This window comes from Geobacter grbiciae (assembly GCF_018531165.1).
GTDB lineage: Bacteria > Desulfobacterota > Desulfuromonadia > Geobacterales > Geobacteraceae > Geobacter > Geobacter metallireducens.
In genome coordinates, this window is sequence record NZ_JAHDIW010000013.1 from 40,164 (window position 1) to 65,781 (window position 25,618).

Annotated in this window: 25 protein-coding genes; 4 read left to right on the forward strand and 21 right to left on the reverse strand. The window is 60.2% G+C overall.

Annotated elements, in window-relative coordinates:
- Positions 1–5 precede the first annotated feature (5 nt).
- The 21 genes from hcrA to KJB29_RS14770 form a co-directional block, all read right to left on the reverse strand.
- Complete coding sequence (gene hcrA, locus KJB29_RS14670; protein WP_215735172.1) at positions 6–2,312, reverse strand: 4-hydroxybenzoyl-CoA reductase subunit alpha; 2,307 nt, start codon at positions 2,310–2,312, stop codon at positions 6–8.
- A gap of 12 nt (positions 2,313–2,324) precedes the next feature.
- Positions 2,325–2,840, reverse strand: a complete 516-nt coding sequence (locus KJB29_RS14675; protein ID WP_246561561.1) for a (2Fe-2S)-binding protein — start codon at positions 2,838–2,840, stop codon at positions 2,325–2,327.
- Between the two features lie 12 nt (positions 2,841–2,852).
- Positions 2,853–3,722, reverse strand: coding sequence for an FAD binding domain-containing protein (locus tag KJB29_RS14680; RefSeq protein WP_215735173.1), 870 nt, complete (start codon positions 3,720–3,722; stop codon positions 2,853–2,855).
- 83 nt (positions 3,723–3,805) lie between these two features.
- Positions 3,806–4,219, reverse strand: a complete 414-nt coding sequence (locus tag KJB29_RS14685; protein WP_215735174.1) for a MarR family winged helix-turn-helix transcriptional regulator — start codon at positions 4,217–4,219, stop codon at positions 3,806–3,808.
- A gap of 80 nt (positions 4,220–4,299) precedes the next feature.
- The gene (locus tag KJB29_RS14690; protein ID WP_214186671.1) at positions 4,300–4,500 is read right to left on the reverse strand and encodes a twin-arginine translocase TatA/TatE family subunit; all 201 of its coding nucleotides are present in this window, start codon (positions 4,498–4,500) and stop codon (positions 4,300–4,302) included.
- Positions 4,501–4,583: 83 nt separating this feature from the next.
- The gene (locus KJB29_RS14695; protein WP_215735175.1) at positions 4,584–6,026 is read right to left on the reverse strand and encodes an aldehyde dehydrogenase family protein; all 1,443 of its coding nucleotides are present in this window, start codon (positions 6,024–6,026) and stop codon (positions 4,584–4,586) included.
- Between the two features lie 27 nt (positions 6,027–6,053).
- Positions 6,054–6,452 (reverse strand): pyridoxamine 5'-phosphate oxidase family protein, encoded by a 399-nt coding sequence (locus KJB29_RS14700; protein WP_215735176.1) that lies wholly within the window; start codon positions 6,450–6,452, stop codon positions 6,054–6,056.
- Between the two features lie 14 nt (positions 6,453–6,466).
- Positions 6,467–7,234, reverse strand: a complete 768-nt coding sequence (locus KJB29_RS14705; protein WP_215735177.1) for an SDR family NAD(P)-dependent oxidoreductase — start codon at positions 7,232–7,234, stop codon at positions 6,467–6,469.
- A 124-nt stretch (positions 7,235–7,358) separates the two neighbouring features.
- Entirely contained in the window at positions 7,359–8,447 is a 1,089-nt protein-coding gene (buk, locus tag KJB29_RS14710) for a butyrate kinase (RefSeq protein WP_215735178.1), read from the reverse strand.
- 40 nt (positions 8,448–8,487) lie between these two features.
- Positions 8,488–9,411, reverse strand: a complete 924-nt coding sequence (locus KJB29_RS14715) for a SphA family protein (RefSeq protein ID WP_215735179.1) — start codon at positions 9,409–9,411, stop codon at positions 8,488–8,490.
- Between the two features lie 30 nt (positions 9,412–9,441).
- Positions 9,442–11,004, reverse strand: a complete 1,563-nt coding sequence (locus KJB29_RS14720; RefSeq protein ID WP_215735180.1) for an FAD-binding oxidoreductase — start codon at positions 11,002–11,004, stop codon at positions 9,442–9,444.
- A gap of 26 nt (positions 11,005–11,030) precedes the next feature.
- The gene (locus KJB29_RS14725) at positions 11,031–12,626 is read right to left on the reverse strand and encodes an FAD-binding oxidoreductase (protein ID WP_215735181.1); all 1,596 of its coding nucleotides are present in this window, start codon (positions 12,624–12,626) and stop codon (positions 11,031–11,033) included.
- Positions 12,627–12,642: 16 nt separating this feature from the next.
- A complete protein-coding gene (locus KJB29_RS14730) occupies positions 12,643–13,062 on the reverse strand; it encodes a twin-arginine translocation pathway signal protein (protein ID WP_215735182.1) in 420 nt (139 codons plus the stop codon).
- Complete coding sequence (locus KJB29_RS14735) at positions 13,059–13,442, reverse strand: c-type cytochrome (protein WP_246561563.1); 384 nt, start codon at positions 13,440–13,442, stop codon at positions 13,059–13,061. The genes KJB29_RS14730 and KJB29_RS14735 overlap by 4 nt, the downstream gene beginning before the upstream one ends.
- A gap of 50 nt (positions 13,443–13,492) precedes the next feature.
- A complete protein-coding gene (locus tag KJB29_RS14740; RefSeq protein ID WP_246561570.1) occupies positions 13,493–14,431 on the reverse strand; it encodes a c-type cytochrome in 939 nt (312 codons plus the stop codon).
- Positions 14,432–14,446: 15 nt separating this feature from the next.
- Positions 14,447–14,965 (reverse strand): QcrA and Rieske domain-containing protein, encoded by a 519-nt coding sequence (locus tag KJB29_RS14745; RefSeq protein ID WP_215735184.1) that lies wholly within the window; start codon positions 14,963–14,965, stop codon positions 14,447–14,449.
- Positions 14,966–15,001: 36 nt separating this feature from the next.
- Positions 15,002–15,523, reverse strand: coding sequence for a cytochrome b family protein (locus KJB29_RS14750; RefSeq protein WP_215735185.1), 522 nt, complete (start codon positions 15,521–15,523; stop codon positions 15,002–15,004).
- Between the two features lie 41 nt (positions 15,524–15,564).
- Positions 15,565–16,308, reverse strand: a complete 744-nt coding sequence (locus KJB29_RS14755; protein WP_215735186.1) for a cytochrome b N-terminal domain-containing protein — start codon at positions 16,306–16,308, stop codon at positions 15,565–15,567.
- Positions 16,309–16,341: 33 nt separating this feature from the next.
- On the reverse strand, positions 16,342–18,189 hold the full coding sequence (locus tag KJB29_RS14760; RefSeq protein ID WP_215735187.1) for an FAD-dependent oxidoreductase: 1,848 nt from the start codon (positions 18,187–18,189) through the stop codon (positions 16,342–16,344).
- Positions 18,190–18,245: 56 nt separating this feature from the next.
- Complete coding sequence (locus KJB29_RS14765; RefSeq protein WP_215735188.1) at positions 18,246–19,391, reverse strand: hypothetical protein; 1,146 nt, start codon at positions 19,389–19,391, stop codon at positions 18,246–18,248.
- An 85-nt stretch (positions 19,392–19,476) separates the two neighbouring features.
- Positions 19,477–19,845, reverse strand: coding sequence for a hypothetical protein (locus KJB29_RS14770; RefSeq protein WP_215735189.1), 369 nt, complete (start codon positions 19,843–19,845; stop codon positions 19,477–19,479).
- 182 nt (positions 19,846–20,027) lie between these two features.
- Here KJB29_RS14770 and KJB29_RS14775 point away from each other — a divergent pair, with 182 nt between their 5' ends.
- Genes KJB29_RS14775 through KJB29_RS14790 form a run of 4 tightly spaced genes read left to right on the forward strand, consistent with a single transcriptional unit; the run spans position 20,028 to position 25,607 of the window.
- Positions 20,028–21,767 carry a sigma-54-dependent Fis family transcriptional regulator gene (locus KJB29_RS14775; RefSeq protein WP_215735190.1) on the forward strand — a complete coding sequence of 580 codons (1,740 nt, stop codon included), beginning with the start codon at positions 20,028–20,030 and terminating at the stop codon, positions 21,765–21,767.
- A gap of 18 nt (positions 21,768–21,785) precedes the next feature.
- Positions 21,786–23,378 (forward strand): SpoIIE family protein phosphatase, encoded by a 1,593-nt coding sequence (locus KJB29_RS14780; RefSeq protein ID WP_215735191.1) that lies wholly within the window; start codon positions 21,786–21,788, stop codon positions 23,376–23,378.
- Positions 23,379–23,406: 28 nt separating this feature from the next.
- Entirely contained in the window at positions 23,407–25,134 is a 1,728-nt protein-coding gene (locus tag KJB29_RS14785) for a sigma-54-dependent Fis family transcriptional regulator (protein WP_215735192.1), read from the forward strand.
- Positions 25,131–25,607 (forward strand): pyridoxamine 5'-phosphate oxidase family protein, encoded by a 477-nt coding sequence (locus tag KJB29_RS14790; RefSeq protein ID WP_215735193.1) that lies wholly within the window; start codon positions 25,131–25,133, stop codon positions 25,605–25,607. Before KJB29_RS14785 ends, KJB29_RS14790 begins: the two co-directional genes overlap by 4 nt.
- The last annotated feature ends 11 nt before the right edge of the window (positions 25,608–25,618 follow it).

A 25,618-nucleotide genomic window follows, 5' to 3' on the forward strand; every position in this document is an offset into this window, starting at 1 on the left:
CGTTTTTATGCCGCTTTGGTCTCTTCCCGCTCCCGCTTTTCCTTCAGCGCCCGCCAGACCTTCTCGTAGGTGAGCGGCAGGCTGTTCACCCGGACCCCCATGGCGTCGAAGATGGCATTGCTGAACATCCCCAGGGTAGGGTTGGTGGCCCCTTCGCCCACCTCCTTGACGCCCCACGGCCCGGTCGGTTCGTAGCTGTTCACCACCTCCGACTGGATGGGGGGCATGTCCATGGCGGTGAGGAGCCGGTAGTTGGCCAGTTCAGCGTTCTTGATCCGTCCCTTGTCGTCGAACTGCACCTCTTCCCAGACCGATTCCCCCATCCCCATGTAAAGGGCGCCGTGGACCTGGCCGTGGAGGAGGCGCGGGTTGATGACCTTGCCGCAGTCGTGGACGTCCCAGATGCCCACCACGGTGATTTCTCCCGTCTCTTCGTCGATGGAAACCTCTCCCACCTGGGCGCCGAAGCTGTAGGCGGGCGACGTGCCGACCGCCGCCCCCTTGAAGCTTCCGCCAAGTTTCGGCGGCGTGTAGGCGCCGCGCCCCAGGAGCGGGCCCTTGAGGACGAAGTGCTTCCGCGCCACGTCCTCGAACGTCAGGGTCTTCCCTTCCCGCGACTTGGAGAAAATAACCCCTTCCGCGCACTCAAGGTCGTCGGCAGGGAGGGAAAGCAGGGTCGACGCCAGGTCGAGGAGCTGCTTCTTGACCTCTTCTCCCGCCTGTTTGACGGCCGCCCCTGACATGTAGGTCTGGCGGCTGGCGTAGGCGCCGAAATCGAGCGGTGTGATCTCCGTGTCGGCGGCCACGATCTTCATCTGCTCGTAGCGATACCCCATGGCCTCGGCCGCCATCTGACAGAGAATGGTATCAGATCCCTGGCCGATGTCGACAGAGCCGGTGTAGAGGGTGGCTGCGGTGCCGTCCTCATGCACCTTGATGAAGGCGGCGGCGTGGGGGAGGTCGGTGCGGTAGATGGGGTACCCCGCGCCGGTGACGAAGCTGCCGGTGGCGACGCCGATGCCGCGTCCGTGGGGGAGGTTTTTCTTTTTCTCGTCCCAGTCCGAGATCTGCCGGACCTGCTCCAGGCACTCCCGCATCATGCAGGAGTTGACCCGGAAGTCATTGGGGGTGACGGTGTCGGGGCGGCGGGCATTGCGGATCCGGATGTCCATGGGGTCGATCCCCAGGTCGGCGGCCACGTTGTCCAGATGGCTCTCGAAGGCGTACTTGGGCTGGGGAGCGCCGTGACCCCGCTGGGCGCCGCAGGCGGGGAGGTTGGTGTAGACCCGGAACATGTCGAACTGGTAGTTGTCGAATTCGTAGGTCATGGGGAGGAGCGCGCCGGCGTAGTAGGCGCTGGCGATCCCGAGGCTCGTGTAGGCGCCGCCGTCCATGATGAAGTTGGCCTTGGCGGCCAGGATCTTGCCGTCCTTGTCCACCCCGGTGGTGATCTCCATGTACTGGGCGTGGCGCCCCCGGTTGTGGGCGAACATTTCGGCCCGGTCGTAGAAGGTCCGCACCGGCCGGCCGGTCCGCTTCGCCAGCACCGCCCCGGCAAACTCCAGACCCGTGGGCTCCAGCTTGCCGCCGAAACCTCCCCCCAGGTATGGCTTGATGATCCGCACGTCCCCCATGGGCATGCCGAACTCCCGGGCGATGTAGTACTGGAAGTAGTGGGGGGACTGGGTGCTGGAATAGATGGTGAGTTTTTCCCCCTCCCACATGGAGATGGCGGAGTGGGGCTCGATGGGGGCCTGATAGGTCCGCTGGCCCACGAATACGTCGGTACGGACATGGTGAGCCTCTGCCAGGGCCTTTGCCACGTCGCCGAACTCCTGGTGAATCTCGGTGTTGATGTTCCGCTCGTACTCCTCGTGGACCAGAGGCTGCCCCTCGTCCATGGCGTGACGGAAATCGAGCACCGCGGGGAGCTCTTCGTATTCCACCTTGATGAGCTTCATGGCCCGGTAGCAGGTATCCTCGTCCACGCAGGCGACCGCCGCCACCTTGTCGCCGACGAAGCGCACCTTGTCGATGCAGAAGATGTTTTCGTCCCACCGGGCCGGGCTCAGGCCATACTTCAGCTCCGGCACATCCTTGTGGGTGATGACCGCCTTCACCCCCGGCAGCTTCTCCGCCTCGGAGGTGTCGATGGAGATGATCCTGGCGTGGGCATGGGGGCTGGTGAGTATCTTGCCGTAGAGCATGTTGGGGAACTTGAGATCCCCGGTATACTTTGCCGCGCCGGTTACCTTCTCGGGCCCGTCGATGCGGGGAACGCTGCGGCCGATGACTTTATGATTGTCGCTCATCTGTTGTTCTCCTTAATGCTCGGCCGGCGCAGTTCGCCCTTGGGATGCGGCCAGAACGGCCTCGACGATATGAACGTAGCCGGTGCAGCGGCAGAGATTGCCGGCAATGGCCTCCCGAACCTCCGGTTCCGTAGGATGCGGGTTGCGGGTCAGAAGTGCTTTGGCGGAGAGGACCATGCCCGGGGTGCAGTAGCCGCACTGCACGGCGGCGTGGTTGATCATGGACTCCTGAATGGCGTCCAGTGCCCCGTTGGCGGCGACTCCCTCGATGGTGGTGATCTCCCGGCCATCGGCCTCGACGGCCAGCATCAGGCACGAATCCACCGGCTTGCCGTCCAGCAGAACGGTGCAGGAACCGCAGTCCCCCAATTCGCACCCCTTCTTGGTGCCGGTCAGGTCCAGGTGGTCGCGCAGCACATTGGTCAGGATGGCGTTTCCCTTTACCAGCAAGGTCTTCGCATCGCCATTCACCTTCAGGGTGATCAGGTAGCGCTTCACTCCGTCTTTGTCGGTTATTGACTGCAACATATATTTACCTCCTTACGAGTGGCCTTCGTCGATTGCTTTGCGCAGCGCCCGTTTGGTGAGCACTCCGACCAAGTTTCGGCGATATTCGGCGGAACCCCGGATGCTGTCCCGGGGACGGCTTTCCGCCGCTGCCTCCTCCCCGGCTTCGGCCAGCAATTCGTCGCTGATCTTTTTCCCCCTCAGCCGTTCCTCTGCCTTCCGCGCGCGCATTACCGTTGGCGCCGCCGAAGCGAGAACGATCCGGACGTCTTCCAGGATGTCACCTTTCACCGTAACCGACACCGCTACCCCCACAACCGCCAGAGCGCCGGAGCGGCGCAGACCGAATTTCATGTAGGTACTCCCGGTGGTCGGCTGGTCCGGGATGGTGATGTCGGCCAGCAACTCGCCCGGCGCGATCACCGTCTCGGCCGAGCCATGGAAGAAGTCTTCCAGGGGCATGGTCCGCTCCCCTTTGCTGGAAACCAGCCGTATCGAGGCGTTAAGGGCAATGAGGATCGGGGGGAGGTCGGCGGAAGGGACGCCGTTCACGATGTTCCCCCCCACGGTTCCCATGTTGCAGATCTGGTTGGAGGCCATGGTGTGGGCCGCCATGGGGAGGGACAGGTATCGTTCCTGGAGCAGCCGCGAGGTGTAGATGGCATTGTGGCTGGTCAGGGCACCCATGACGATGCCGCGCCCCGGCTCGTGGCTGATGGTGCGAAGGTCGTCCAGGTTTTTGAGCGATACCAGGTGCCCCGGCGCCAGTTTACCCACCTTCATCTTGTGGAGGACATCGGTTCCTCCGGCCAGGACCGTGGCCTTTTCTCCCAGCTCGTCCAGGAGCGCGCAGGCCTCGGTCAGAGTCTCCGGGGTATGGTACTCAAAATCGGGCATGTACATGGTGTATCTCCTCACATTGATGATGGCCCTTGCCCCATGCAGATATCTTGTATGCAAGGTGTTAGGTTAAAAGAAAATCACTCTTATTCCCGGAAATCCCGAAGGAACCGTTTCATCAGAAGTTTTTCCTCAAGGGAAAAGTTTCGCATGAGCTCATCGTTTGTTCGTTCAATGCTTGCTGACAACTCCGGAATGGCCGCCGTAGCCTTCCCCGTCAGATAGACCCGCGCCACCCGGGCGTCCTGGGAGTCGGTCTCGCGCCTGACCCAGCCGGCCGTGACCATGCGATCGAGAATTCCCGCAAGGGTGGCGGTATCCAGGGCTATGCGCCGGCCGATCTCTCCCACCGAAAGCCCATCCTCCTCCATGAGGGCCTCCAGAAAGAGGCACTGCATGGGGGTGAGGCCAAAGGGGAGAAGGTGTCCCTTAAGGGCTCCCTGGGCCCGTTGATGGGCCTTGGCGATTAAAAATACTATGTGGTCCCGATATGAAATCATCTCAATAAATCCTCTTGCATACAAGATAACCGCAAGGGGAGGTCATGTCAACGTGAAATAGTGAAAAATAAAGCATTATGTTAGATTTTTTCGTGTCTGTCGGCGGTTTCATGATTTTCTTTGTTCTGGTGATTTACAACCGTCGGCTCTTCCGTCCCTTTTCGGAAGTTTCTGATGGCTCCCCCCAATGCCGAGCCCAGTTGGGGAAGCTTTGCCGGCCCAAAGACCACGAGCGCGATGACCAGCAGAATGATGATTTCAGGCATGCCGAATCCGAACATGATGAGCCTCCCTCAAGAGGAGCTTCCGGAGAGGCGCGTTGCCGCGCTCTCTCCTGGCTCCGTCGTTGTGTTTCGTCAGTCTTCTAGAAGGGGAATTGCCGTTTGCCCATCTGCACGGTAATCCACTTCACCTCGGTCATCTCCTCCATGGAATAGTGGCCGCCTTCGCGTCCGACGCCGCTGTCTTTCACGCCGCCGAAGGGGACATGGGGCTCGTCGAAGATGCTGCTGTCATTGATGTGGACCATGCCGGACTCAAGCCGCAGCGACAGATCGAAGGCCTTCTGCAGGTCGTTGGTGATCAGGCCGGCGGAGAGGCCGAAGGAGGAGTCGTTGGCCAGGGCCAGGGCCTCTTCGCTGTCGGCGGCCTTGATGACGCAGACGACCGGGCCGAAACTCTCCTCGTCGAAGATGCGCATCTTCCTGGTCACATCGGCCACGATGGTGGGCTGATAGAACGCCCCCTCCGACTTCCCTCCCGAAAGGATCCGCGCTCCGTCGGCCAGCGCATCCTTTACCTGTGAATCGATAAAGGCGCACTGCTTGGCCTCGATGAGGGGGCCGATGACCGTGTCGGGTTTGTGGGGGTCGCCCACTTTGAGCCCTTTGACCTTTGCCGCCAGCTTCTCGCAGAACCGGTCGTAGATCTCGGCTTCGACGATGAGACGCGAGTTGGCCATGCAGACCTGTCCCTGGTGGAGGAAAATGCCGAATACGGCAGCGTCAACCGCATAATCGAGATCGGCATCCTTGAGCACGATGAGGGGGCTTTTGCCACCCATTTCCAGGGTGATCTTCTTCTGGTGGCGCCCCGCGACCTCGGCAAGCTGTTTCCCCACATCCGTGGAGCCGGTGAAGGTTACCATCCGGATCCTCGGGTCCTCGACCAGGGTATTCCCCAGGGTGCTCCCCTTGACGGGAATGACGTTGAGAACCCCCTTGGGGAGACCGGCCGCTTCGAAGAGTTCGGCTATTTTTAGGCCGATGACCGGCGTCGGCGAGGCGGGCTTGAGGACAAAGGTGTTGCCGGCGGCTAGGGCCAGGGCGACCTTTTTCATGGCCAGCAGGAACGGGAAATTGAAGGGGGATATTCCCGCGATGACCCCAAGAGGCTTGCGGACGCTCATGGAAAAGAGGCCGGGGGCGTCGGAGGGGATCGTCTCGCCGAAGATGCGGCGGCACTCGCCGGCCGCACTGCGGAGGAGGGTGACGACAAAGGAGCTTTCGAACATCGCCTTGCCGAAGGTGGCGCCACCCTCGTCGATGAGCACCTCGGCGAACTCGGGAATCCGCTCCTCGAGAATGGCGGCGGCCTTGATCAGGATCGCCTCCCGCTGGGCCGGCACCGTCTTCCCCCAAGCGTCCTTGGCGCGATAGGCCGAGGCAATGGCTTGTTCGATATCATCGCGGCTCGCCTGGTGCACCTTGGCATACACTTCGCCGGTGGCCGGATTGAAGTCGTCGGCCGTGGTGCCCGTGGAGGAAGGCACCCATTCTCCATTGATGAAAAGTCTGTATTCTTTCATGGTTATCCCTTTCTGGGGCGTAGTGGTTCAGAACTCGAATGTTTTGGGCGGCCCAGCCAGGCTGTTGACGGATGCCGCGCCGTGCTCCAGGTAAAAGACCTTGAAGAGCGGGTTGTCCGGTGTCTGGTAGATGTCTTTGAGCATGGGATAGTTGGCGAAGCATTTCTCCTTGCTCTTGAGATCCTCGTCGAACGTGATCCCGCCGCTGATCCGCAGCCACCGCATATCATCGGTGGTCCTGGTGAATTCGATGCACGGGGTTTCGGTCAGCTGCCGGTAAACATCTTTGTTGCTGGCAGTGCAGAAATAGAATCGGCCGTTCTCCGCATACATGAAGGCAAAGGGTCTGACCCGGGGCTTGCCGCCGTCCACCGTCGCCAGGCTGCCGTAACAGGGGGTGGGAAGCATGTCGAGCACTTCTTTCATGGTACCCTCCCTCTTTAGTGAAACGACAATCCGCCGTCATGCACGATCATCTGCCCCGTGATGAAGGCGCTGTCATCGGAAGAGAGGAACAGGGCCAGGCCGATGAGGTCTTCGGGCACCGCTTCCCTTTTCAGGCAGCGGGCATTGAGCTGCAGCTCTTCAAGGGGGGGGAGGTCGAGCTTCTTGTTCTTGTCGAAGTTGTTACCGCCGTCGGAATGGGTGAAGCCGGGGGCGATGGTGTTGACGTTGATCTTGTAGTCCCCCAGTTCCCGGGCCATGGAGCGGGTGAGGGCCATGATCGCCCCCTTGGAGGCCACGTAGTGGGGCATGCCGGGGACCCCTTCATTGATGGAGGAGGAGCCGATGTTGATGATCTTCCCCCCCTTGGCCTTCATGTGGGGGAATACCGCCTTCATGCAGTTGAACTGGCCGAGGACGTTGATTTCCATCACCTTCATGAACTCCTGGGGGGTGCATTCGGTGAACGGCTTCAGGACGATGCTGCCGAAGATGGCGGCGTTGTTGAGGAGGATATCCACGGAGCCGAACTTCTCGGCCGCGGCCTGGGCCATGGCGTCGCACTGCTCCTGGCTGCTCACGTCCGTTTTGACGTAGATGGCGTCGCTTCCCGCTGCTTTCACCGCCTCAACCGCCTTGGCGCCGTCAAGCACGTCGGCGATGACGATCTTCGCTCCCTCTTTTGCCAGGCCTACCGCGTAGGCCGCGCCGATTCCCTGTGCCCCGCCGGTGATGATCGCAACTTTTCCCGTTAGTTTTCCCATGATTTTGCTCTCCTTTATTGGTTTATTTGGTTGGCTGAGCCTACTTTGTCACATTTCTCCCCTCACCCGGCCTTTGGCCACCCTCTCCATTGGGGAGAGGGGAGGGGTGAGGGGGTACATCTGGTCATGCCGCCTTGTCCTGGCTATAGATGGACAACGCCTCTTCGTTCCTGAAATATCTCATGGCCGCGTCGGCCAGGGCCTCCATCTCGTTTTCGCCCGGATTGAGGAGCACGGGGGCGATGAAGGAAACCTTCCGGCTCAGGCTTTCCACGAGCTTCTTCGAGTAGGCCAGGCTGCCGGTGAGGGCGATGGCGTCCACGTCCCCCTCAAGGACCGCCGCGCAGGCGCCGATCTCCTTGGCCACCTGGTAGATCATCGCTTCGTAGACCTCCGCCGCCTTCTGCCCCCCATGGGCGATTCTCTTCTCGATCTCGACGGCATCGGTCGTTCCCATGTAGGCGAACAGGCCTCCCTTGCCGGTCAGGAGCTTGAGAACCTCATTTTTGGTGTACTCGCCGCTGAAGCAGAGCTTCACCAGGTCCCCCGCCGGCAAGGAGCCGGCCCGCTCCGGGGAGAAGGGGCCGTCGCCGTCCAGGGCGTTGTTGACGTCGATGATCTTCCCCCGGCGGTGGGCGCCCACCGAGATGCCCCCGCCCAGGTGGGCGACGATCAGGTTGATGTCATCGTATTTCTTCCCCAGTTCGGCGGCGATTTTCCTGGCGGTGGCCTTCTGGTTGAGGGCGTGGAAACTGCTCTGCCTGCTGATCTGGGGAATGCCGCTGTACCGGGCCGAGGTGCAGAGTTCGTCGGTCATGGGGGGGTCGGCGGTGAGTACGGGGATGTTGAACTGGTTCCCCAGGTCAAAGGCCACCAGCCCCCCCACGTTGATGGGATGGCCGCCGTAGATGCCACTTTTCATGTCTTCGATCATCTTCGGGCAGACCCGGTAGATGCCGCCGGGGAGGGGCCTGACGTTGCCGCCGCGGCAGGCGATGGCGTCCATTTCCCCCATGGAGAGGCTGTTGTCCGTCAGAACCTTGAAGATCGCATCCCGGCGGAAATCATACTGGTCCCAGATGGTGGGGAATTTTCTCAGTTCCTCGTCGTCATGCTTCACCGATTGATTGACGATCATCTCCCCTGCGGTAAAGACACCGATTTTCGTCGAGGTGGAGCCTGGATTGATTATCAGTATTTTCTTGTCGTCCATCGTTTTGCCCTCCGGAAGAGTGTCAATCCCTGTGAAATTCCTAGAATGAATAGACCAGATCGATCCAGAGCTGGTTGGCTTCGATACGGTTTTCTGCGGCCACCGGCAGCACATACTTGCCGATGACGGCAAACTTGCCGTTCTGGTAGCGGGCCGCCGGACCCATGGAGAATTCGAAGTCCTTGGTGTCGGCACGTTTCTGCCCGCCGATCCGGTCGTTTTCGAGCCCCTGCCAGATCCAGCCGGTAACACCGAGCTTCAGATCCTTGGTCACGGCGTAGTTCACGTTGTAGTCCATGTGGATCGCCTGACCCGCCTGATACCCCTTGATGCCCGTCCCTGCTTCCACATAGTCGCTGTTCTTGGTGTGGTAGGAGTACATGAGCTTGGCGTTCACCTCCATGCCGTTCTGGAACATGCCGGTAACTGCCACGACCGGTTCGATGATGAAGGCGTTGTTGCCGGCATTGATGGGTTTGTTCGGGTCGAAGCTGCCGGTGGGGGTGATGACGTCCAGTACCGTCAGCCAGTGCCAGACCGGGGTGTGCCACGCCATGCCGACCCCGAAGTAGACATCGCCGAGACCGCCGTCATGCCCTTGTACGGTGATCTGTCCACCGGGCGTATTGGCCTTCACGTCGGCCTCCACCGTCAGCAGGGGAATGATGGAGTGCATCAGGAAGTTGCCGCCGAAGAGTCCCTTTTCCGATACATAGATGGGACGGAAGGCTATGGCGGTAAGGGTCCCTTTCCCGTCGACCAATCCCTGCCCCTTGTTCTCGATCTTCTTGATGTCCAGGAAGACGTTGTAGTCGATGAGATGAAGTCCCGGCGGGGGAGCCGCCCCCGCGTAGAAGTCGGCCGTGCCGTTGAAGGAGCTGGAGTTGAAGGCCCAGGCCGCCGAGTGAATGAAGACGAGGGCCGTCAGGCAGATGCTCACAATCAGGGATTTTGATAGATTCATGGATTGTTTCCTCCAGATGGTCATTGAACGTTAACCCGCCGTGATCCCTGATTTGCCCGGCGACAGTATGTTATTGGGGTCCAGGGCCTTCTTGATGGTGCGGTTGAGCCTCTGCTTTGCCGGGCCGTAGGAGTCGGCCACCTTGTCCATGAAGGCAGTGTTGGTGCGGCCCACCGCCCAGCCATGTTTGCTGAAGGCGCTGATCAGCTCGTTGAAGCAGGCATGGGCCCGCTTCATCTCCTCGGGCTTGGTACGGTCAAAACGGAGATCGACGGTGTGGCGCGCGTCGTACCAGAAGAAACTGAACTCGCTGAGGTAGTCGAAACCGTGCCGGTTGATGATCTCTGCCGCCACCTTCGCCTGCTGGGCGCATTCGCCCGGCCGTGCCGCCGCCGTGGGCTCAAACTTCATGGAGCCGTAGCCGGGGCGCCAGCTGTCCAGGGGGTTGCGGCTGGTGACCCCGCCCATCATGAGCTGCTTGCGGTACTCGAAGGCCGGGTCCCCCTTGGCCTCGTTCTCGGTGATGATGCTGATCTTGTTGCCGAAGGCCTGCTTGAAGGTGCCGGAGACGTACATCCAGTTCAGGGCCACCTGCTCGGGAGAGCCGTAGACGGCCCCGTAGAGATTCCAGGCGCCCACGTTGCGGTTGACCAGTTTGCCGGCGGGAATGACCCGGTTTGCCGTGTTGATGAAACGGCCATTGTTTCTCCGGTCATTGGCGAAACGGGTGGCCGTTTCCCACCCGGCGTTGACCAAGGCGCAGGCGTTGGGAACGATCTGGGCCTGGCGCAGGAACATGAGCGGCTTGATGATGTTGGGGAGCATCTCGTTCTTGGGGAATCTGATGCAGAAGGGCTTGTACCCCCCCGGCGGCGGAGCCCCCATGAGCCATGCGCCGATCTTGGTGACGATCCCGTTGTTCCCCTGTGAAAAGAGCCCGTCCACGTAAGGACCGAACCCCCACTTGAAGACCTGCCAGCTGGTGGAATTGGGGATGCCACCCATGCCGGTCTTGAGCACGGTCCCGTCGGCCAGCACGACTTCCATGCCGCAGGAAAAGAGGAAATCCTCGCTGTAGGGGGTGTAGCCGCTGCCCCGTTCCAGGATATTGCCGAGGATGCTGACGTTGGCCGAAGGTGCCGGGGCATCGAGCCAGAGGTTGATCTTGTTGCTGGTGAGGTACTGCTGGAGGTCGGCATAGGTCACGCCGGGCTCCACCAGGCAGTAGCCCAACTCCCGATCGACCTCGATGATCTTCTTCATGTTCCGCAGATCGAGCACTATCTGCCCGGCGGTTGCAGGCGCGGAGGAGCCGTACCCTTCGTTCTCGCCGTTGCAGACGGTCCAGAGCGGGGTCTTGTACTTGTTGGCAATGCCGACAATGGCCTGGATTTCCCTGGTGGTCGTCGGGTAGATGGCCGCCGAGGGCGTGTGCAGTGCATCGCTTTCGGCAATGGAGTTGACGATGTACGGACTGAGGGATGCCAGATCGGTGCGGACGCGCCCCTCTCCCAGAAGGGCGCGATACTCAGTGATCGCTTTGGTAAAGGCTGCTTCGGTAACGCCCTTTGGCAGCGCAAGGAAACGACTCATTTTCATACCTCCTCAACGGTTGTCGGCTACAGAGGAATATCCAGGTTGATGCCCGACTTGCCGGGCGACAGGATATTGTTGGGATCCAGCGCCTTCTTCAGGGTCCGATGGATCTTCCGCATCTCGGGCCCGTAGGTGTTGGCCGCCTTTTCCATGAAGGCCGTGTTGGTGCGGTAGGTCCCGTAACCGTTCTTGGAAAACACCCTCAACAACTCATCGAAGCACTGGTAGGCCCGGTGCATCTCGTCCGGCTGGGTACGGTCGTAGAGCAGGTCGATGATGTGGTGCATTTCACGCCACCCCACGATGAACTCGGAGACGTAGTCGAAGCCGTGCTTGTTGAGGATGTCGGTGGCAACCCTCATCTGCTTGTCGCACTCGGACGGCCTGGCCGCCGCCACCGGAGCGAACCACATGGAACCGCCACCGCCGCGCCAGTTGTAGAGGCCGAACTCCTGCAGGGTGCTCCCCCCCATCATCAGCTGCCGGCGGTACTCGAAGATGGGGTCGTCCTTGGCTTCCTTCTCGGTGATGATCTGGACCTGGTTGCCGAACTTGGCCTTGAAGGCGCCCGAGACGTATTTCCAGTTGAGGGCCACCTGCTCGGGGGAGCCGTAGAGGGCGGCGTAGAAGTTCCAGGCGCCGATCTTGAACTTGTCCATGATCTCCTGGAACACCTTGGGGGGGAGGCTTCCCTTTCCCTTGTAGAAGGTGCTCCGGTTGGTCCCCTTGCCGTTCTTGTCGTAGGTGAAGTAGCCTGCCGCTTCCCAGCCGGCGTTGACCACGACGCAGGCGTTGGGGATGATCTGGGCCAGGCGCAGGGGCATGAAGGTCTTGACGATGTCGCCCAGCATCTCCACCTTGGGGAATTTCATGAGAAACGGCATGTAACCGCCGGGGGGCGGGCCTTTCAGGAGCCAGACCCCGAGCTTGGTGATGATGCCGTAGTTGGACTGGGTGAAAATGCCGTCCACATACGGTCCGTATCCCCATTTGCTGGCCTGCCAGCTGGTGGAGTTCTGAACTCCACCCGTGCCGGTGCGGATCACGTCGCCGTTGGCCAGGACCACCTCCATGCCGCAGGAGACGAGAAAGTGATCGCCATAGGGGGTGTAGCCGACCCCCCGGTCAGCCGTGTTGCCAACGGGGCTGGCCATGGCCGAAGGGGCGGGGACGTCGACCCACAGGTTCATCTTGTGCTTGCGGAAGTACTGCTGCAGATCGTAGTAGGTTACCCCCGGCTCCACGAGGCAGTACCCCAGCTCTTCATCCACATGGATGATCTTTTTCATGGTCTTCAGATCGAGGACGATCTGCCCCCGGGTGGCTGGGGCGGCGGAGCCGTATCCCATGTTCTTGCCGGTGCTCACCGTCCAGAGGGGGGTCTTGTACTTGTTGGCTATGGCGACGATGGCCTGGATCTCTTTGACCGTTCTGGGGTACATGGCGGCCGAAGGTTTGTGCAGCTCCTCGGTCTCCGGGATCATGATCTTCATGTAGGACTGAAGGGATGCCGGATCGGTCCGGACCCGGTCCTCACCCAGGAGCGCCCGATATTCCTGGATGGCCTTTGCGAAGGCTGCTTCTGTCACTCCTTTGGGAAGTGCAATGAAACGACTCATTTTCAAACCTCCTCGGTTACAACTGTGCGGAAAACGTGACCCGGTTCCGGTCTTCGTAGGTGGTGTAGTGGAAACTGCCGCCGCAATCGACGATCGCTTCGTGAACGATGGCGAAGGTCGCCGGGTCCACGACGCCCACAAAGGTGTTGGCGCTCCCACGAGCCTCCTCGTAGAGGTTCCTGGTGGTGAAGTAATGCTCGCTCAGGGACCCGGTGAGGGGGTGAACCGTCCAGGATCCGGGGGCGTTGTTGTTCATCATCTCGACAAAGTCACTCGCCTTGCCCAGGCTCGGGACGTAGAGGCAAATCCCTTTGATCTGTCCCGCCACGGAGGCCTCGGCCCTGCGGGGGACGGCTGCTGTGGCCCCCGTTGCGGCTACCGCCGCCACGGCCGTGAAAATCTGCTTGAAAAACCCTCTTCTTCCCGTTTCCATCATTTTCTCGCCCCTCCTTCCTTAGCCGGTACCGGCTTGTAACCGGGATGGGTCTTGCGGTATGCCGCCACGTCCTTCAGGTAGGCCACTATGGCGTTCAGCTCCTTCGGACTCACTTCCGACATCCTGAAGGCAGGCATCGCGTTGTAGCCAAAGCGGGTATTGTTACGGATCAACTGCTCGTGGAGCGGGTTGCCGCTCTTCGACATCATGTCGTAGATGCCTATGGGGCCGATCTGCACCCTTTCCTTGTGGCACATCACGCAGTACATGGCGAAGACGTAGGGCATTTTCGGCGGTTCCTGCGCCAGTGCCCCGGAGCCCGGCAAGAGCATCCCGAAGGCCAGTGCTGCCGCCACTATTAACGAGGTTTTCCGGTTCATTCTCTCTCTCCTCATTGGAAAGTCTTTCCAGCGTCAATGATTATCCGGCACTAGTTGCTTCCGGTGTCATCCGCTGCGTCGGACAATTCGGGTTCGGGGACGGTGTCATCCACTTTGGGCGGAACAAAGTCAGCCTTCACCTTGGTGCTGTACGGGCGCGAGAAACCTCGCTGGGTAAGGCTCAGGACATAGCTCGCGAGACATTCGATCTGGTCGTCGTTCATGACGTAGGTGCGCATTGGGGTGCCGGGGCTGACCCGCTTGGGATCCCTGAAGTGCTCGATGACCCATGTCTGCTTGGAGTGGGGGCCCTCAATGCTCTCGTAGGAGAAGTTGCTGGGGTCCTTGTCGGCGAAGTTGCTCAGGTCCGGCCCCACGTTTCCCCCCTGACCGTCGATCTGGTGGCAGCCGGCGCAATGCATTTCCTTGTAGAGTTCGCGCCCCTGGATCAGGCGGTCGGCCTTGATGGCCTCGAAATCCTTGTGGCAGTAGCCGCACCGGGACTGCATGAGCCCCTTGGCCACCAGGGTGATGGGCCAGTTGTCGATGGGCTGATGGGAGGAGCCATTGTAGGTTGTGGCCAGCCCCTGCCCGCCATGGCACATGGTGCAGCCGAACTTATCCACCGGATGGTGCTTCAGCAGCTCCGGATTGGGGTGGGTTGTGAAAGGCTGCTTGGCGTTGACAAAGAGGGGGTCTTCGATCCCCTGGTGACAGGTCGTGCAGCGGTCGACCGTCTTCCATTCTTCAACAACGACCTGCCGGATCTCCGGCTTCATCTCCTCGACCCGCTGATAGAACGTCGGGTTGTCCTCTTTCTTGATCATCTTCAGAAGCATCTCCCGGTATTGGGTCTGGTAATGCTTCCATTCCCGCTCCCCGTCGCGGATCACCGTCGCTCCCATAAGGACCAGTACGGCCACCCCGCAGATGACGCAGAATAATGTAAGCTTGCGCGAAACCGCCTTTTCCATCTGCTTATCCTCCATGGGTTTGCTCCTGTCTCAGACTACGAGTTTGGTCCGTTTGTGGTTCACCTTGGACGTGTCCACCACGAGAGCCCCGGTATTGTCCATGTACATCTCGTACCAGGGGAGGTCCTTCGGGGCCGGTCCCCCCAGAACTTCACCCTTAAGGGCAAAGGTGGAGCCGTGGCAGGGGCACATGTAGCCGATATCCGGGTCGTTCTCCACGGGCTTTATGAGGCATCCAAGATGAGTGCAGACAAGGGAGATGGCGTGCATGCCGTCCCGTTCCCTGACGATCTCTATCCCCCGCCCTTCGATGACGATGCGGCTCCCGATCGGGAACTTGCTCAGCTCACCCACCTTGAAAACCTTCGAGGGCTCGTACAGGACATTGGGCTTGAAGAAACGGGCGCTCTGGATGGCGGCTCCCCCGACCCCCACGGTCAGGGCCGTCAGCGCCATCTTTTTCACGAAGCCTCTGCGCTCCTCGTCAACCGCCTCGTCGGTGGTTCTGAAGGGGAGAATCGTTGCGCCGGTGCTGTTTTCGGAACTCATATCACTTCTCCTTTCAAGGGGTTTGGTATCAACCGGTCATTTCCACGGCAGGTACAGATGCCAGTTGGGTCCCCGCAGGAACTGGCCGATCAGGATGAGAATGACCATGGCAACGACAAAGATGGTGAACAGGATGGTGGCGACCCGCCGGTCCCGGGAAAACCAGACGCCGGTCCCCTTCGGGTTCCGGTCCAGATAGGGGAGGAGCAGGAGGGAGACCACGATCAGGGCAGGGGTCACGATCCCCCCCAGAAGTGCCGAATAGCTCACCAGTTCCTGGATTCCGACGAAATACCAGGGGGCCTTGGCCGGGTTGGTCGAGTGCAGCGGATTGGCCGCCTCTTCGAGGGGGGCGTTGAAGAGCAGGGAAACGCCCAGGATCACGGCCAGGACCAGGAGGAAGAGCACCAGTTCTCGCACCATGAGGTGCGGCCAGCTCTGCACGGTGTCTTCGGGACCCTTTTCCACCTGGAAGGAGTCGCCGTCGACGATTGCCATCAGGGAATAGGTCTTGTTGGGGTCCTTCGGGAAAATCTCCTCTTTTTTAGCTGCTTGCATGTCTGAACCTCCTCAGGTGTCTCTCGCGTATCCAACCGGACTCAGTCGTTCTTGGGCCGTGACAGGCCGCCGTCCTTGCGAATCCTCCAGAAATGAACTCCCAGCAGGGTGGCCGCAAGAAGAGGGAGCGCCACGACATGGAGCACATAGAACCGCAGGAGCGCCATCTGGCCGACCTCGTTCCCCCCCAGCATCAGGAAGCGGACGTAATCCCCGAGTACGGGCATATAGGAGGCGATGTTGGAGCCGACGGTGACGGCCCAGAAGGCCAACTGGTCCCAGGGGAGGAGGTAGCCGGTGAAGCTCAGGAAGAGCGTCACGAGCAGCAGGAAGACCCCGATGACCCAGTTGAATTCCCGGGGGGCCTTGTAGGAGCCGGTATAGAAGACCCGGCACATGTGGAGGAAGACAAAGGCGACCATGGCATGGGCCGACCAGCGGTGGACGTTGCGCAGGATCACGCCGAAGGTGACCACATATTCGAGGTCTTTCATGTTCCGGTAGGCCAACTCGGTGGAGGGGGTGTAATAGAACATCAGCAGGAGCCCCGAGGCGACCAGGATGAGAAACAGGTAGAAGGAGATCAGTCCCAGCCCGAAGGTGTATCCCGCGCGCAGGGAGTTCACATGGACCCTCACCGGATGGACATGGAGGAACATGTTGCCGAATACCGCGGCGGCCCGTTCCTGTTCCGCCGTTCCTTCTCCACGGCGGGAAATGGAAGCCTTGATGTTCCTTGGAAGCTGCATGATGGACTCTTTGATGCTGTAGGCTGATTCACTCATGATTGGTCTCCACGTACACACTCAGGTTGTTGGCTATTCCCATTCCTCTTGACAGTAAAACTCGGCCATGGTTATCGCTCCGCCGGGGCAGCGGCGGGCGCACATGCCGCAGCTGGCGCAGCGGCTCTCGTCCTTGATGATCGCGGTCATAGCCTTGCCGCGGGGCGGCGCGCTCTTCCTCAGGGCCTCGGTCAGCTTTTCCACATTTTCGTCCCCCTGGATGTCCGCCAACCGGACTATCTTCAGGGCGCCGTTCACGCAGGTGTCGACGCAGGTGCCGCACCGCAGGCACCGGGACCGCTCGAACACCGTCTGGATGTTGCACCGCCGGCACCGGGCGGCCTGCTCCCTCGCCTCCGCCTCCCCGAATCCGATGGTGATCTCCTCTTTGGTCCGGACCCGCTCGCCGGCATCACGCTTGGGGATCGGTACCGGGGGGATGGTGTCGCAGCGGGTATTCTCGAAGTCCGGCGACACCGGCCGCATGAACCCCTTCCGAATCACCTGCGGCGAATGCCCGCTGAGGTAGCCATGGATGGATCGGGCCGCCTTCTGTCCGTCGGCAATGGCGTCCGTGGCATTGCGGGTGAAGCGCCAGCGCACGTCGCCGCCGGCAAAAACGCCGGGGAGATTGGTGGACATGTCCTCCGCCGCCCGGATCAGGCCGTTGGGGGTGAGGTCCAGCCCGGCCAGTCCGGCCAGGGAGGGGGCGGTCGAGGCTTGGCCCACGGCGAGGATGACCGAATCGACTCCCATGGTGGTGGTGCTGTCCGGGACAAAGGTGGGGCTGAACCTTCCGTCACTGTCGAAGACGGAGCTCACCTGCAGGAACTCGGCCCTGACCACGTGCCCGTTGTGGCCGATGAAACGGCGCGGTCCGAGGGCGGGGTGAAACACGACCCCCTCCTCCTGGGCATCTTCCCGTTCCGTCAGGCTCGCGGGCATCGTTTCCCAGGACTCAAGGCAGGCGATCATCACCTGTTCCGCCCCCTGCCGCACGGCGTGCTGGGCACAGTCAATGGCCACCCCCCCGCCTCCGATGACCAGACAGCGTTTCCCCAGCCGGATCTTTTCGTGATCCCGCACATACTCGACGCCGCTATGGATCCCCTCCAGGTCGGTTCCTTCGATGTTCAGGATCCGCAGGGGGTCTTGCAGGCCGATGGTGATAAACACCGACTCGTACCCCTGTGTCTTGAGGTCGGCCAGGGTCAGGTCTTCGCCGATGGGGCTGTTCAGCTTCAGTTCCACGCCGAGATTCAGGATTGCATCGATCTCCTGCTGGAGCACCTCTTTGGGGAGGCGGAAGGCCGGTATCCCGGTGCGCAGCATCCCCCCCGCGTAGGGGGCTGCCTCGAAGATTGTCACCCGGTAGCCGAGCAGGGCGAGATCGTGGGCTGCCGACAGGCCGGTCGGGCCTGAGCCGATGATGGCCACCCGGGGGGCGGACGTTCGTGACGTGGCCGCTGTTCCGGCCTTTTGCGCGGCGGACATGGTCAGGATATGGTTGCCGGTCCGGTCTCCCACCCATCCGTTCTGGCGCGAGATTTCCTCAAGCCTCGTGGCTACGGCGCGGGGCGATGCCACGCCATGCCGGTCGCAGGCAAACCGCTTGAGGGCACGGATATCAACCGGGTGACCCTGTTCCCCTTTCCGGCAGGACTTTTCGCAGGGGGCGGTGCAGACCCTACTGCATACGGAAACCAGGGGATTGGTCTGCCTGGCGATGAGAAAAGCCTTCTCGTAATCCCCTTCGGTGATGGCCCGTACGTACCGCTTGGTATCGGTTCCCAGGGGGCAGGCGCTCTGACATGCCGTCATGGCCTGATAGTCCTCGATGCCCAGGATCTTCACCTGATATTTGCCGCTTGGGTTTGCCATCGTCTTCTCCTCTGTTCGTTGTGCTCAATTCAGGGCTGGAACGACATTGACAACACTTATTCGGGAGCAGGGGGAGGCCCGGATGGTGGGAAGGGTGCCCTCAGGAAATAGAAGTTGTGGATGAGCGTGAGCAGCGCGATGAAGTGCAGGGTGTAGAGCACGGATACCACGTTGATATCGAACGGAAGCCCCGCTGCCTGAACCTTGGCGACAATGGGCTGCATCAGTACCCGGAGCATGACGATCCAGACGAAGGCCAGGGCGATTTCCGTCAGGAAGTTGCAGATACCCCGTTTGGGCTGACTGAATTTCTGGAATGGGTAGTAGCCGAAGATGGCACCGTGGAAGTTCTGCATGCCGATGATGGAACCGGCGACGGCGGCGAAGGAGAAGGTCGGGCCCATGAACGTGAGGCTCGTGGTCCAGCAGAGCCAGCCGAGCACGATGGAAACGACCGTATTGGCGATCTGCCCCCAGGGCTCGCCGAGCTTGTAAAATGGCCACTGCTGGAAGGTCAGCACGTTGGAGAAGGCCTGTATCCAGACGATGATCCAGACCAGGAACCCAAAGAACCACTCTGCCTGGAAGGGGCCGCGGGGATCATAGGGGGCGCCGGCAAAGGGAGTGCCGCTCAGGTTCACCAGTCGCCAGAGGATTGCGGTGATCAGAAGGATGATCAATCCCCCGCCGATCCCCCGCACGGCCGGAGAACATTTCTGGTTGAGGGGCCAGCCGTTCCAGACCATGGAATACCAGAGGGTGACCGTGAAGAGGATGATCCCCCACCAGAACCCGACCGGGAAAAGGGGGATTCGGGGATAGATCGTGCTCGTGAAGAGAGGGCCCGCGATGGCGGCGGCCACCAGGAGAGCGGTCGTCCCCAGCCCCGGCTTCAACCAGCTCTGGCCCGGACGCCAGCTGCCGAGGGGGGGAGCGAAGGGCCAGCCGCCGGAAACCAGGGGCGAGAAAACCACCAGGCTGTAAAGGACGTAAAAGGAAGCGGGGAGGAGTACGGTGAAGAGGAACGTCGTGGGGATGTAGAACATCATCGCCCAGCTTATGGCCATGAATATCACCAGGTAGAGCCCTAGTTGAGCGATGCCCGGGACAGCGGCCCTTGTGCCATCATTAACGTTATCCAGCCCGTTGTTCACCAGTTCTTCCATGGTCGCCCCATGCTGCCCGTCATTCATTGCGGTCATGATCAACTCCCATCCTTTCAGACCCTGTTGTTTCCTGAGCGCTTATACATGCCTGATACGCAGAACATTGTTATGTATGTTTTAGTTATGCGTAGCTCCAGTTGATTGCTTGCGGGTTGACTGCCTTGCGTAAAGCACTGGATATGCCAAACGCTGTTGTAAAAATCGAATAGGCAATGGAAGTGTTTAGAAAAGGCAGTACTGGCAAGGTTTCACGGTTTTCAGGGAGGGTTGGTTGGTCGCTTGTTTTGACCAAAATGGCAAGTACCATCGTTTTATCATTTGGTGAATTGCTGTTGACGGGGAGTGGGGATTGTTGATTAAATGGTGAAAAGCGAATGCAAGGTATCACGGCCTGGATTGTTGCGAATAGTGGCTTGAGGCAATTTTTGAGCGCCGGGATTGCAAAAGATGTGAAGTTGATGGGGTGAAACATTATAAAATTAGTAAGCATTTATAAAACTGCTGAATAAGTAAACAATAGATTAGTGTGCTGCAATGTTTTCCCGGCACCATAAATTGTTATTATCGCAAGACTGGCGGGCGGTTACATCGTGACTGCCAACCATATGTACTGGACAAATATACATGTGTGGTATAACGTAGTTTTATATAAATCCCGGTGGCAGGTATTCCATGTACAAATATTCCGGTAAAACCAGACCGGTCCGCGACACGAACGACACGGATCTGCGCTCGCGCTTGAGGTTCTGTGTCGAAACCGGCCAGATATGGCTGCACGAGCATCGCATGCTCCTGATCCACGCCGAGGTCCAGGCGTCGTTGCGCAGGGAGTTGATCGACACCCTCGGCATGGACCGGGCCCGGGGACTTCTCACCCGCATGGGGTACGCGGCGGGGATGCGTGACTTCGAACTGGCCCGCACCAGGGCCGGAAGCGATGGAGATGTGGAGGCGTTCATTGCCGGCCCACAGCTGCACATGCTGGAAGGTATCGCCAAGGTATCCACGGTCTCGCTGGAGTACGACCGCAGCGCGGGCAGCTTCTATGGCGAGTTCATCTGGGAAAACTCCTGGGAGAGCGAGTGGCACAAGCAGTACTACGGCACCTACTCGGAGCCGGTCTGCTGGAGCCAGATAGGGTATGCGTGCGCCTATGCGTCATCCTTCATGGGACGTCCCATTCTGTACAAGGAGCTGGAGTGCGCCGGCATGGGGGAGAACCACTGCCGCATCGTTGGAAAACCCCTTGAGGAGTGGGAAGACGCGTCGGAATATTCGCGCTTTTTCGACAAGGAGTCCATTGCCGAGCAGCTGATCGATCTGCAGACCCAGGTGGTCCAGCTCCGTTCGGCCATTAGCGAAAAAGAGAAGCTTCCCGCTGACATCGTCGGCAATTCAAAAGCATTCCGCATGGCCTACGACATGCTCCAACAGGCGGCCAAAAGCCAGATAACGGTCCTGCTTCTTGGGGAGACCGGCTCCGGCAAGGAAGTCTTCGCCAGGGCCCTCCATAACCGCAGCACCCGTCGCAACGAATCGTTCATTGCCATAAACTGCGCTGCCATCCCCCACGATCTGGTGGAATCGGAGTTGTTCGGGGTGGAGAAGGGGGCCTTCACCGGGGCGCTCAATGCCCGGCCGGGCCGCTTCGAGCGGGCCAATGGGGGGACGCTGTTTCTCGATGAAATCGGCGATCTGCCGCTATCGGCGCAGGCCAAACTGCTGCGGGTTCTCCAGGAAGGTGAGATCGAGCGTCTGGGGGACCACAAGGTCCGCAAGGTGGATGTGAGGCTGGTCGCGGCGACCAACGTCGACCTGAAGCAGCTGGTCAAGGAGGGTAAGTTCCGCTCGGACCTCTATTACCGGCTCAACGCTTTCCAGATCAACATCCCCCCGTTGAGGGAGCGCACGGAGGACATCCCCCTCCTCGCCAACAGGTCGATCGAGAAGTATTCCGCCATCCATGGCAAGAAGCTCAATGGCTTTACCGATAAGGCGATGCGGGCCATCTTGGCCTACCCCTGGCCGGGCAATATCCGTGAATTGCTGAACATGGTGGAGCGGGGGGTCATTCTGGCACCCAACGGCACCCGTATCGAGCTGGAACAGATGTTCTCCTCCAGCAGCATCGATCCGGCCATGGAGTTCGCCCTCGACAGCAACGGCAGCCTGGGTATCGATACTCAGGAGCCCGTGAAAGACCTCTACGAGTTTGTGGTTAAGGGCAACATGACTCTTGACCAGGTTGAGGCCACCCTGATCGAATCGGCCGTAAAAACGGCCAACGGCAATCTTTCGGCAGCGGCACGGGCGCTTGGTGTGACCCGGCCTCAACTGGCCTACCGGCTCAAGCGCCTGCAGGAGAATGGTGTGGCGCACGCCGGCGTTGCCCTGGCAGCCGTTCCGGAGTGAGGTGGCGAGGAACACGCCATGCAAACCAAAGCTACCGAAAATTTTCTCAAGAGATTCCGAAGCAACAAATCCCTTCCGAAAGACGAGGCATTTCTCCAAAGCTACGCCCTCCTGTCGGTCGTCTTTGACGAAGCGTTTCAATTGATGGGGCTCCTGAAGCCGGATGGAACCCTCATCAAGATCAATAAAGCCGCCTTCCGTTCCATCAAGGGGAAGGAATCGGAAGTTATCGGCAGGCCTTTCTGGGACACTCCGTGGTGGGCGCACTCCCGCGAGGAGCAGAAGCGAGTGCGCGAGGGGGTCAAGGCTGCTGCCCGGGGGGAATTCATCCGCTTTGAAACCACCCACGCGGCGACCCATGACGGAGGAGTTGCGTACATAGATTTTTCGCTTAAACCCGTGAAGGATGAGAAGGGAAATGTGGTCCTGATCGTTCCGGAGGGGCGCGATATCACGGAGCGACGGCGCGCGGAAGAGGCCCTGCGGGAGGCCGCGGTCAAATACCGGATCGTCGCCGACAACACCTTCAACTGGGAATTCTGGCTGAGCCCGGAAGGAAGGGTCATTTACACGTCCCCTTCCTGCGAGAGGATCTGCGGCTATGAAGTCGAAGCATTCAATGCCGACCCGGGCCTGATCTGGGATATCGTTCACCCCGATGACCGGAGGCTTGTGGAGGGGCACCGGCACGAGGTGAGAGAGGCAAAGGTTCTGGGGGAGCTCGAATTCCGCATCGTTCACCGTGATGGCCATATCCGCTGGATTCACCATGTCTGCCAGCCCGTGTTCGACGACAACGGAACATACCTTGGTATCCGGGGGAGCTTCTCAGACATCACCGAGCAGAAAAAAGCCGCCGCCGCACTTCTGGACAACGCCCGGATCAACCGGGAGTTGGAGATAGCCAAGGAGATCCAGCAGTCGTTCCTGCCGGTTTGCCCGTCGGCGTTGCCGGGGGTGCTCATGGCGTGCTGCTGTCACCCGGCGACCCATGTGGGGGGCGATTACTACGATTTCTTCACTCTGGAAGAAGGCGCCATCGATATGGTCATTGCCGATGTCACCGGCCACAGTGTCGGCTCGTCCCTCCTGATGACCATGGCCCGCAGCGTGCTCAACGCCAAGGTCACCGCCGCCCGGCCTCCCGGAAAACTTCTCGAAGTGGTGAATGACCTGCTCCACGATGACCTCTCGCGGGCCGAGCTTCAGATCAGCATGTTCTATATCCGGCTGGACGCTGCTAACCATACCCTGTCCTACGCCAATGCCGGGCACAATCATCCCGTTCTCTACCACTCGGAGGAAGGGAGTTTCGTGGAGCTTGACGCCGACGGAATGATCATGGGAGTCATGAAAGAGGTCGGGTTCGAGGAGAAAAGCATCCGGGTGGCGGCGGGAGACATTTTCATCCTCTATACCGATGGCGTAACGGAAGCGGAAAGTGCCGGGGGAGAGCCGTTCGGCACCGGGCGGCTCTGTGAGGCCATTGCTGAATACCGGCACAGTCATCCGAGGGAGATCATGGGCGGGATTTTCCAGAAGTTAACCCTGTTTACCGGCGCCAGGCCCCTCTCTGATGACGTGGCCATGATCATTGTGAAAATAGCTTAGCAACGATAGACGAGGACGTGAGACGACGATGAGCAAACCCCGCGGTAACCGAAAAATCGCCTGCGACGCAACTAACAGCGACCTGCGCTCACTGGTGCATTTCTGTGCCGAAACCGGTCAGATATGGCTGCACGAGCACCGCATGCTCCTGGTTCATGCCAACGCACAGGGGGGGATGCGCAAGGAGTTGATTGACACCCTCGGCATGGAACGCGCGCGCGGGCTTCTCATCCGCATGGGCTTTGCATCGGGCATGCACGATGCGGAAGTCTTCAGCAGGCGGGATCAGGGGGCAACCGACTACGAAGCTTTCATGATCGGCACTCAACTCCATACCCTTGAGGGGATCGTCAAGGTTACCACGCTCAAGCTGGAAGCCGACCGCGCCACCGGCAGGTTCTACGGCGAGTTTCTCTGGGAAAACTCCTGGGAGGGGCAGTGGCACCGGCACCAGTACGGCACCCATTCCGAACCGGTCTGCTGGAGCCAGATCGGCTATGCCTGTGGCTATACCACGGCCTTGATGGGGCGGCCGATCCTGTACAAGGAAATCGAGTGTATCGGCAAGGGGGACAACAACTGCCGCATAGTCGGCAAGCCCATCGAGGAATGGGAAGACTCGGCCGACTACCTGCGCATCTTCAACCAGGAGTCCATTGCCGACCAGCTCATCGATCTGCAGACCCAGGTGGTGCAATTGCGTTCGGCCATAAACGAGAAGGAAAAGCTCCCCACGGACATCGTCGGCAATTCCAAGGCATTCCGGGTCGCCTATGACATGCTGCAACAGGCGGCCAAAAGCCAGATAACGGTCCTGCTCCTCGGGGAGACCGGCGTTGGCAAGGAGGTCTTCGCCCGGGCGCTCCATGACCGCAGCACCCGTCGCAACGAATCATTCATTGCCATCAATTGTGCCGCCATCCCCCACGATCTGGTGGAGTCGGAACTGTTCGGGGTGGAGAAGGGAGCCTTCACCGGTGCCCTCAACACCCGACCGGGGCGCTTCGAACGGGCCAATGGCGGAACGCTGTTTCTCGACGAAATCGGCGATCTGCCCCTTTCGGCCCAGGTGAAACTGCTGCGGGTTCTGCAGGAGGGGGAAATCGAGCGTCTGGGTGATCACAAGGTCCGCAAGGTGGATGTGAGGCTGGTTGCGGCGACCAACGTCGACCTGAAGCAGCTGGTCAAGGAGGGTAAATTCCGCTCGGATCTCTACTATCGGCTCAATGCCTTCCAGATCAATATCCCTCCTCTCAGGGAGCGCAAGGAAGACATCCCTCTCCTTGCCACCAGGTTCATCGAGAAGTATTCCGCAATCTACGGCAAGAAGCTCAACGGCTTTACCGATAAAGCCATGCGGGTCATATTGACCTACCCCTGGCCGGGCAATATCCGGGAGTTCATGAACATGGTGGAACGGGGGGTCATTCTGGCACCCAACGGCACCCGTATCGAACTTGAGCAGATGTTTTCCTCCAGCAACAATGATCCGGCCATGGAATTCGGCCTCGACAGCAACGGCAGTCTGGGTGTTGACCACGGTGAAGCGGAACCCGGCAAAGATCTCTACGACGAGGTCCTGAACGGCAGCATGACCCTGGACCAGGCCGAGGCCATGCTGATAGGGGCCGCCGTGGAGAAGGCCAATGGCAACCTCTCCGCTGCTGCCAGGGTGCTCGGCCTGACCCGGCCGCAACTGGCCTATCGTCTGGGACGGCTGCACGATGACGAGCCGGCGACCGGTGGCCGGGCATGAGTGACGCCCTGGGCATGCGGGTGCAAAGGTACCTGAGGGACCACAATGTTGCCACCGTGGCCACCAGCGGCAGCGACGGCCCCTGGGCGGCGGCGGTATTCTATGTCAGCGATGGCTACACCCTCTATTTTCTGTCATCGCCAACGAGCCGGCATTGTCTTGATTTGGCCCAAACGGCGCGTGTCGCCGTGACAATCCAGGAGGATTATTCCGACTGGCTCGAAATCAAGGGGGTGCAGATCGAAGGCGTTGCCGGCGAGATTTCCGGTGCGGAGGAGGAAAAAGCCCGCAAACTGTACGGTCGGAAGTTTCCCCTGGTCGGTCTGCTGGCACAAGCTCCTGCGGCGATTGTCAAGGCGATGGCCAAGGTGCGCTGGTACAAGGTTGTCCCGCACCGTCTCTATTTCATCGACAATTCACTCGGCCTGGGCAATCGCGATGAGGTTGATCTGAGCATGTCAGATAAGGCTTGAATCGGTAGTTC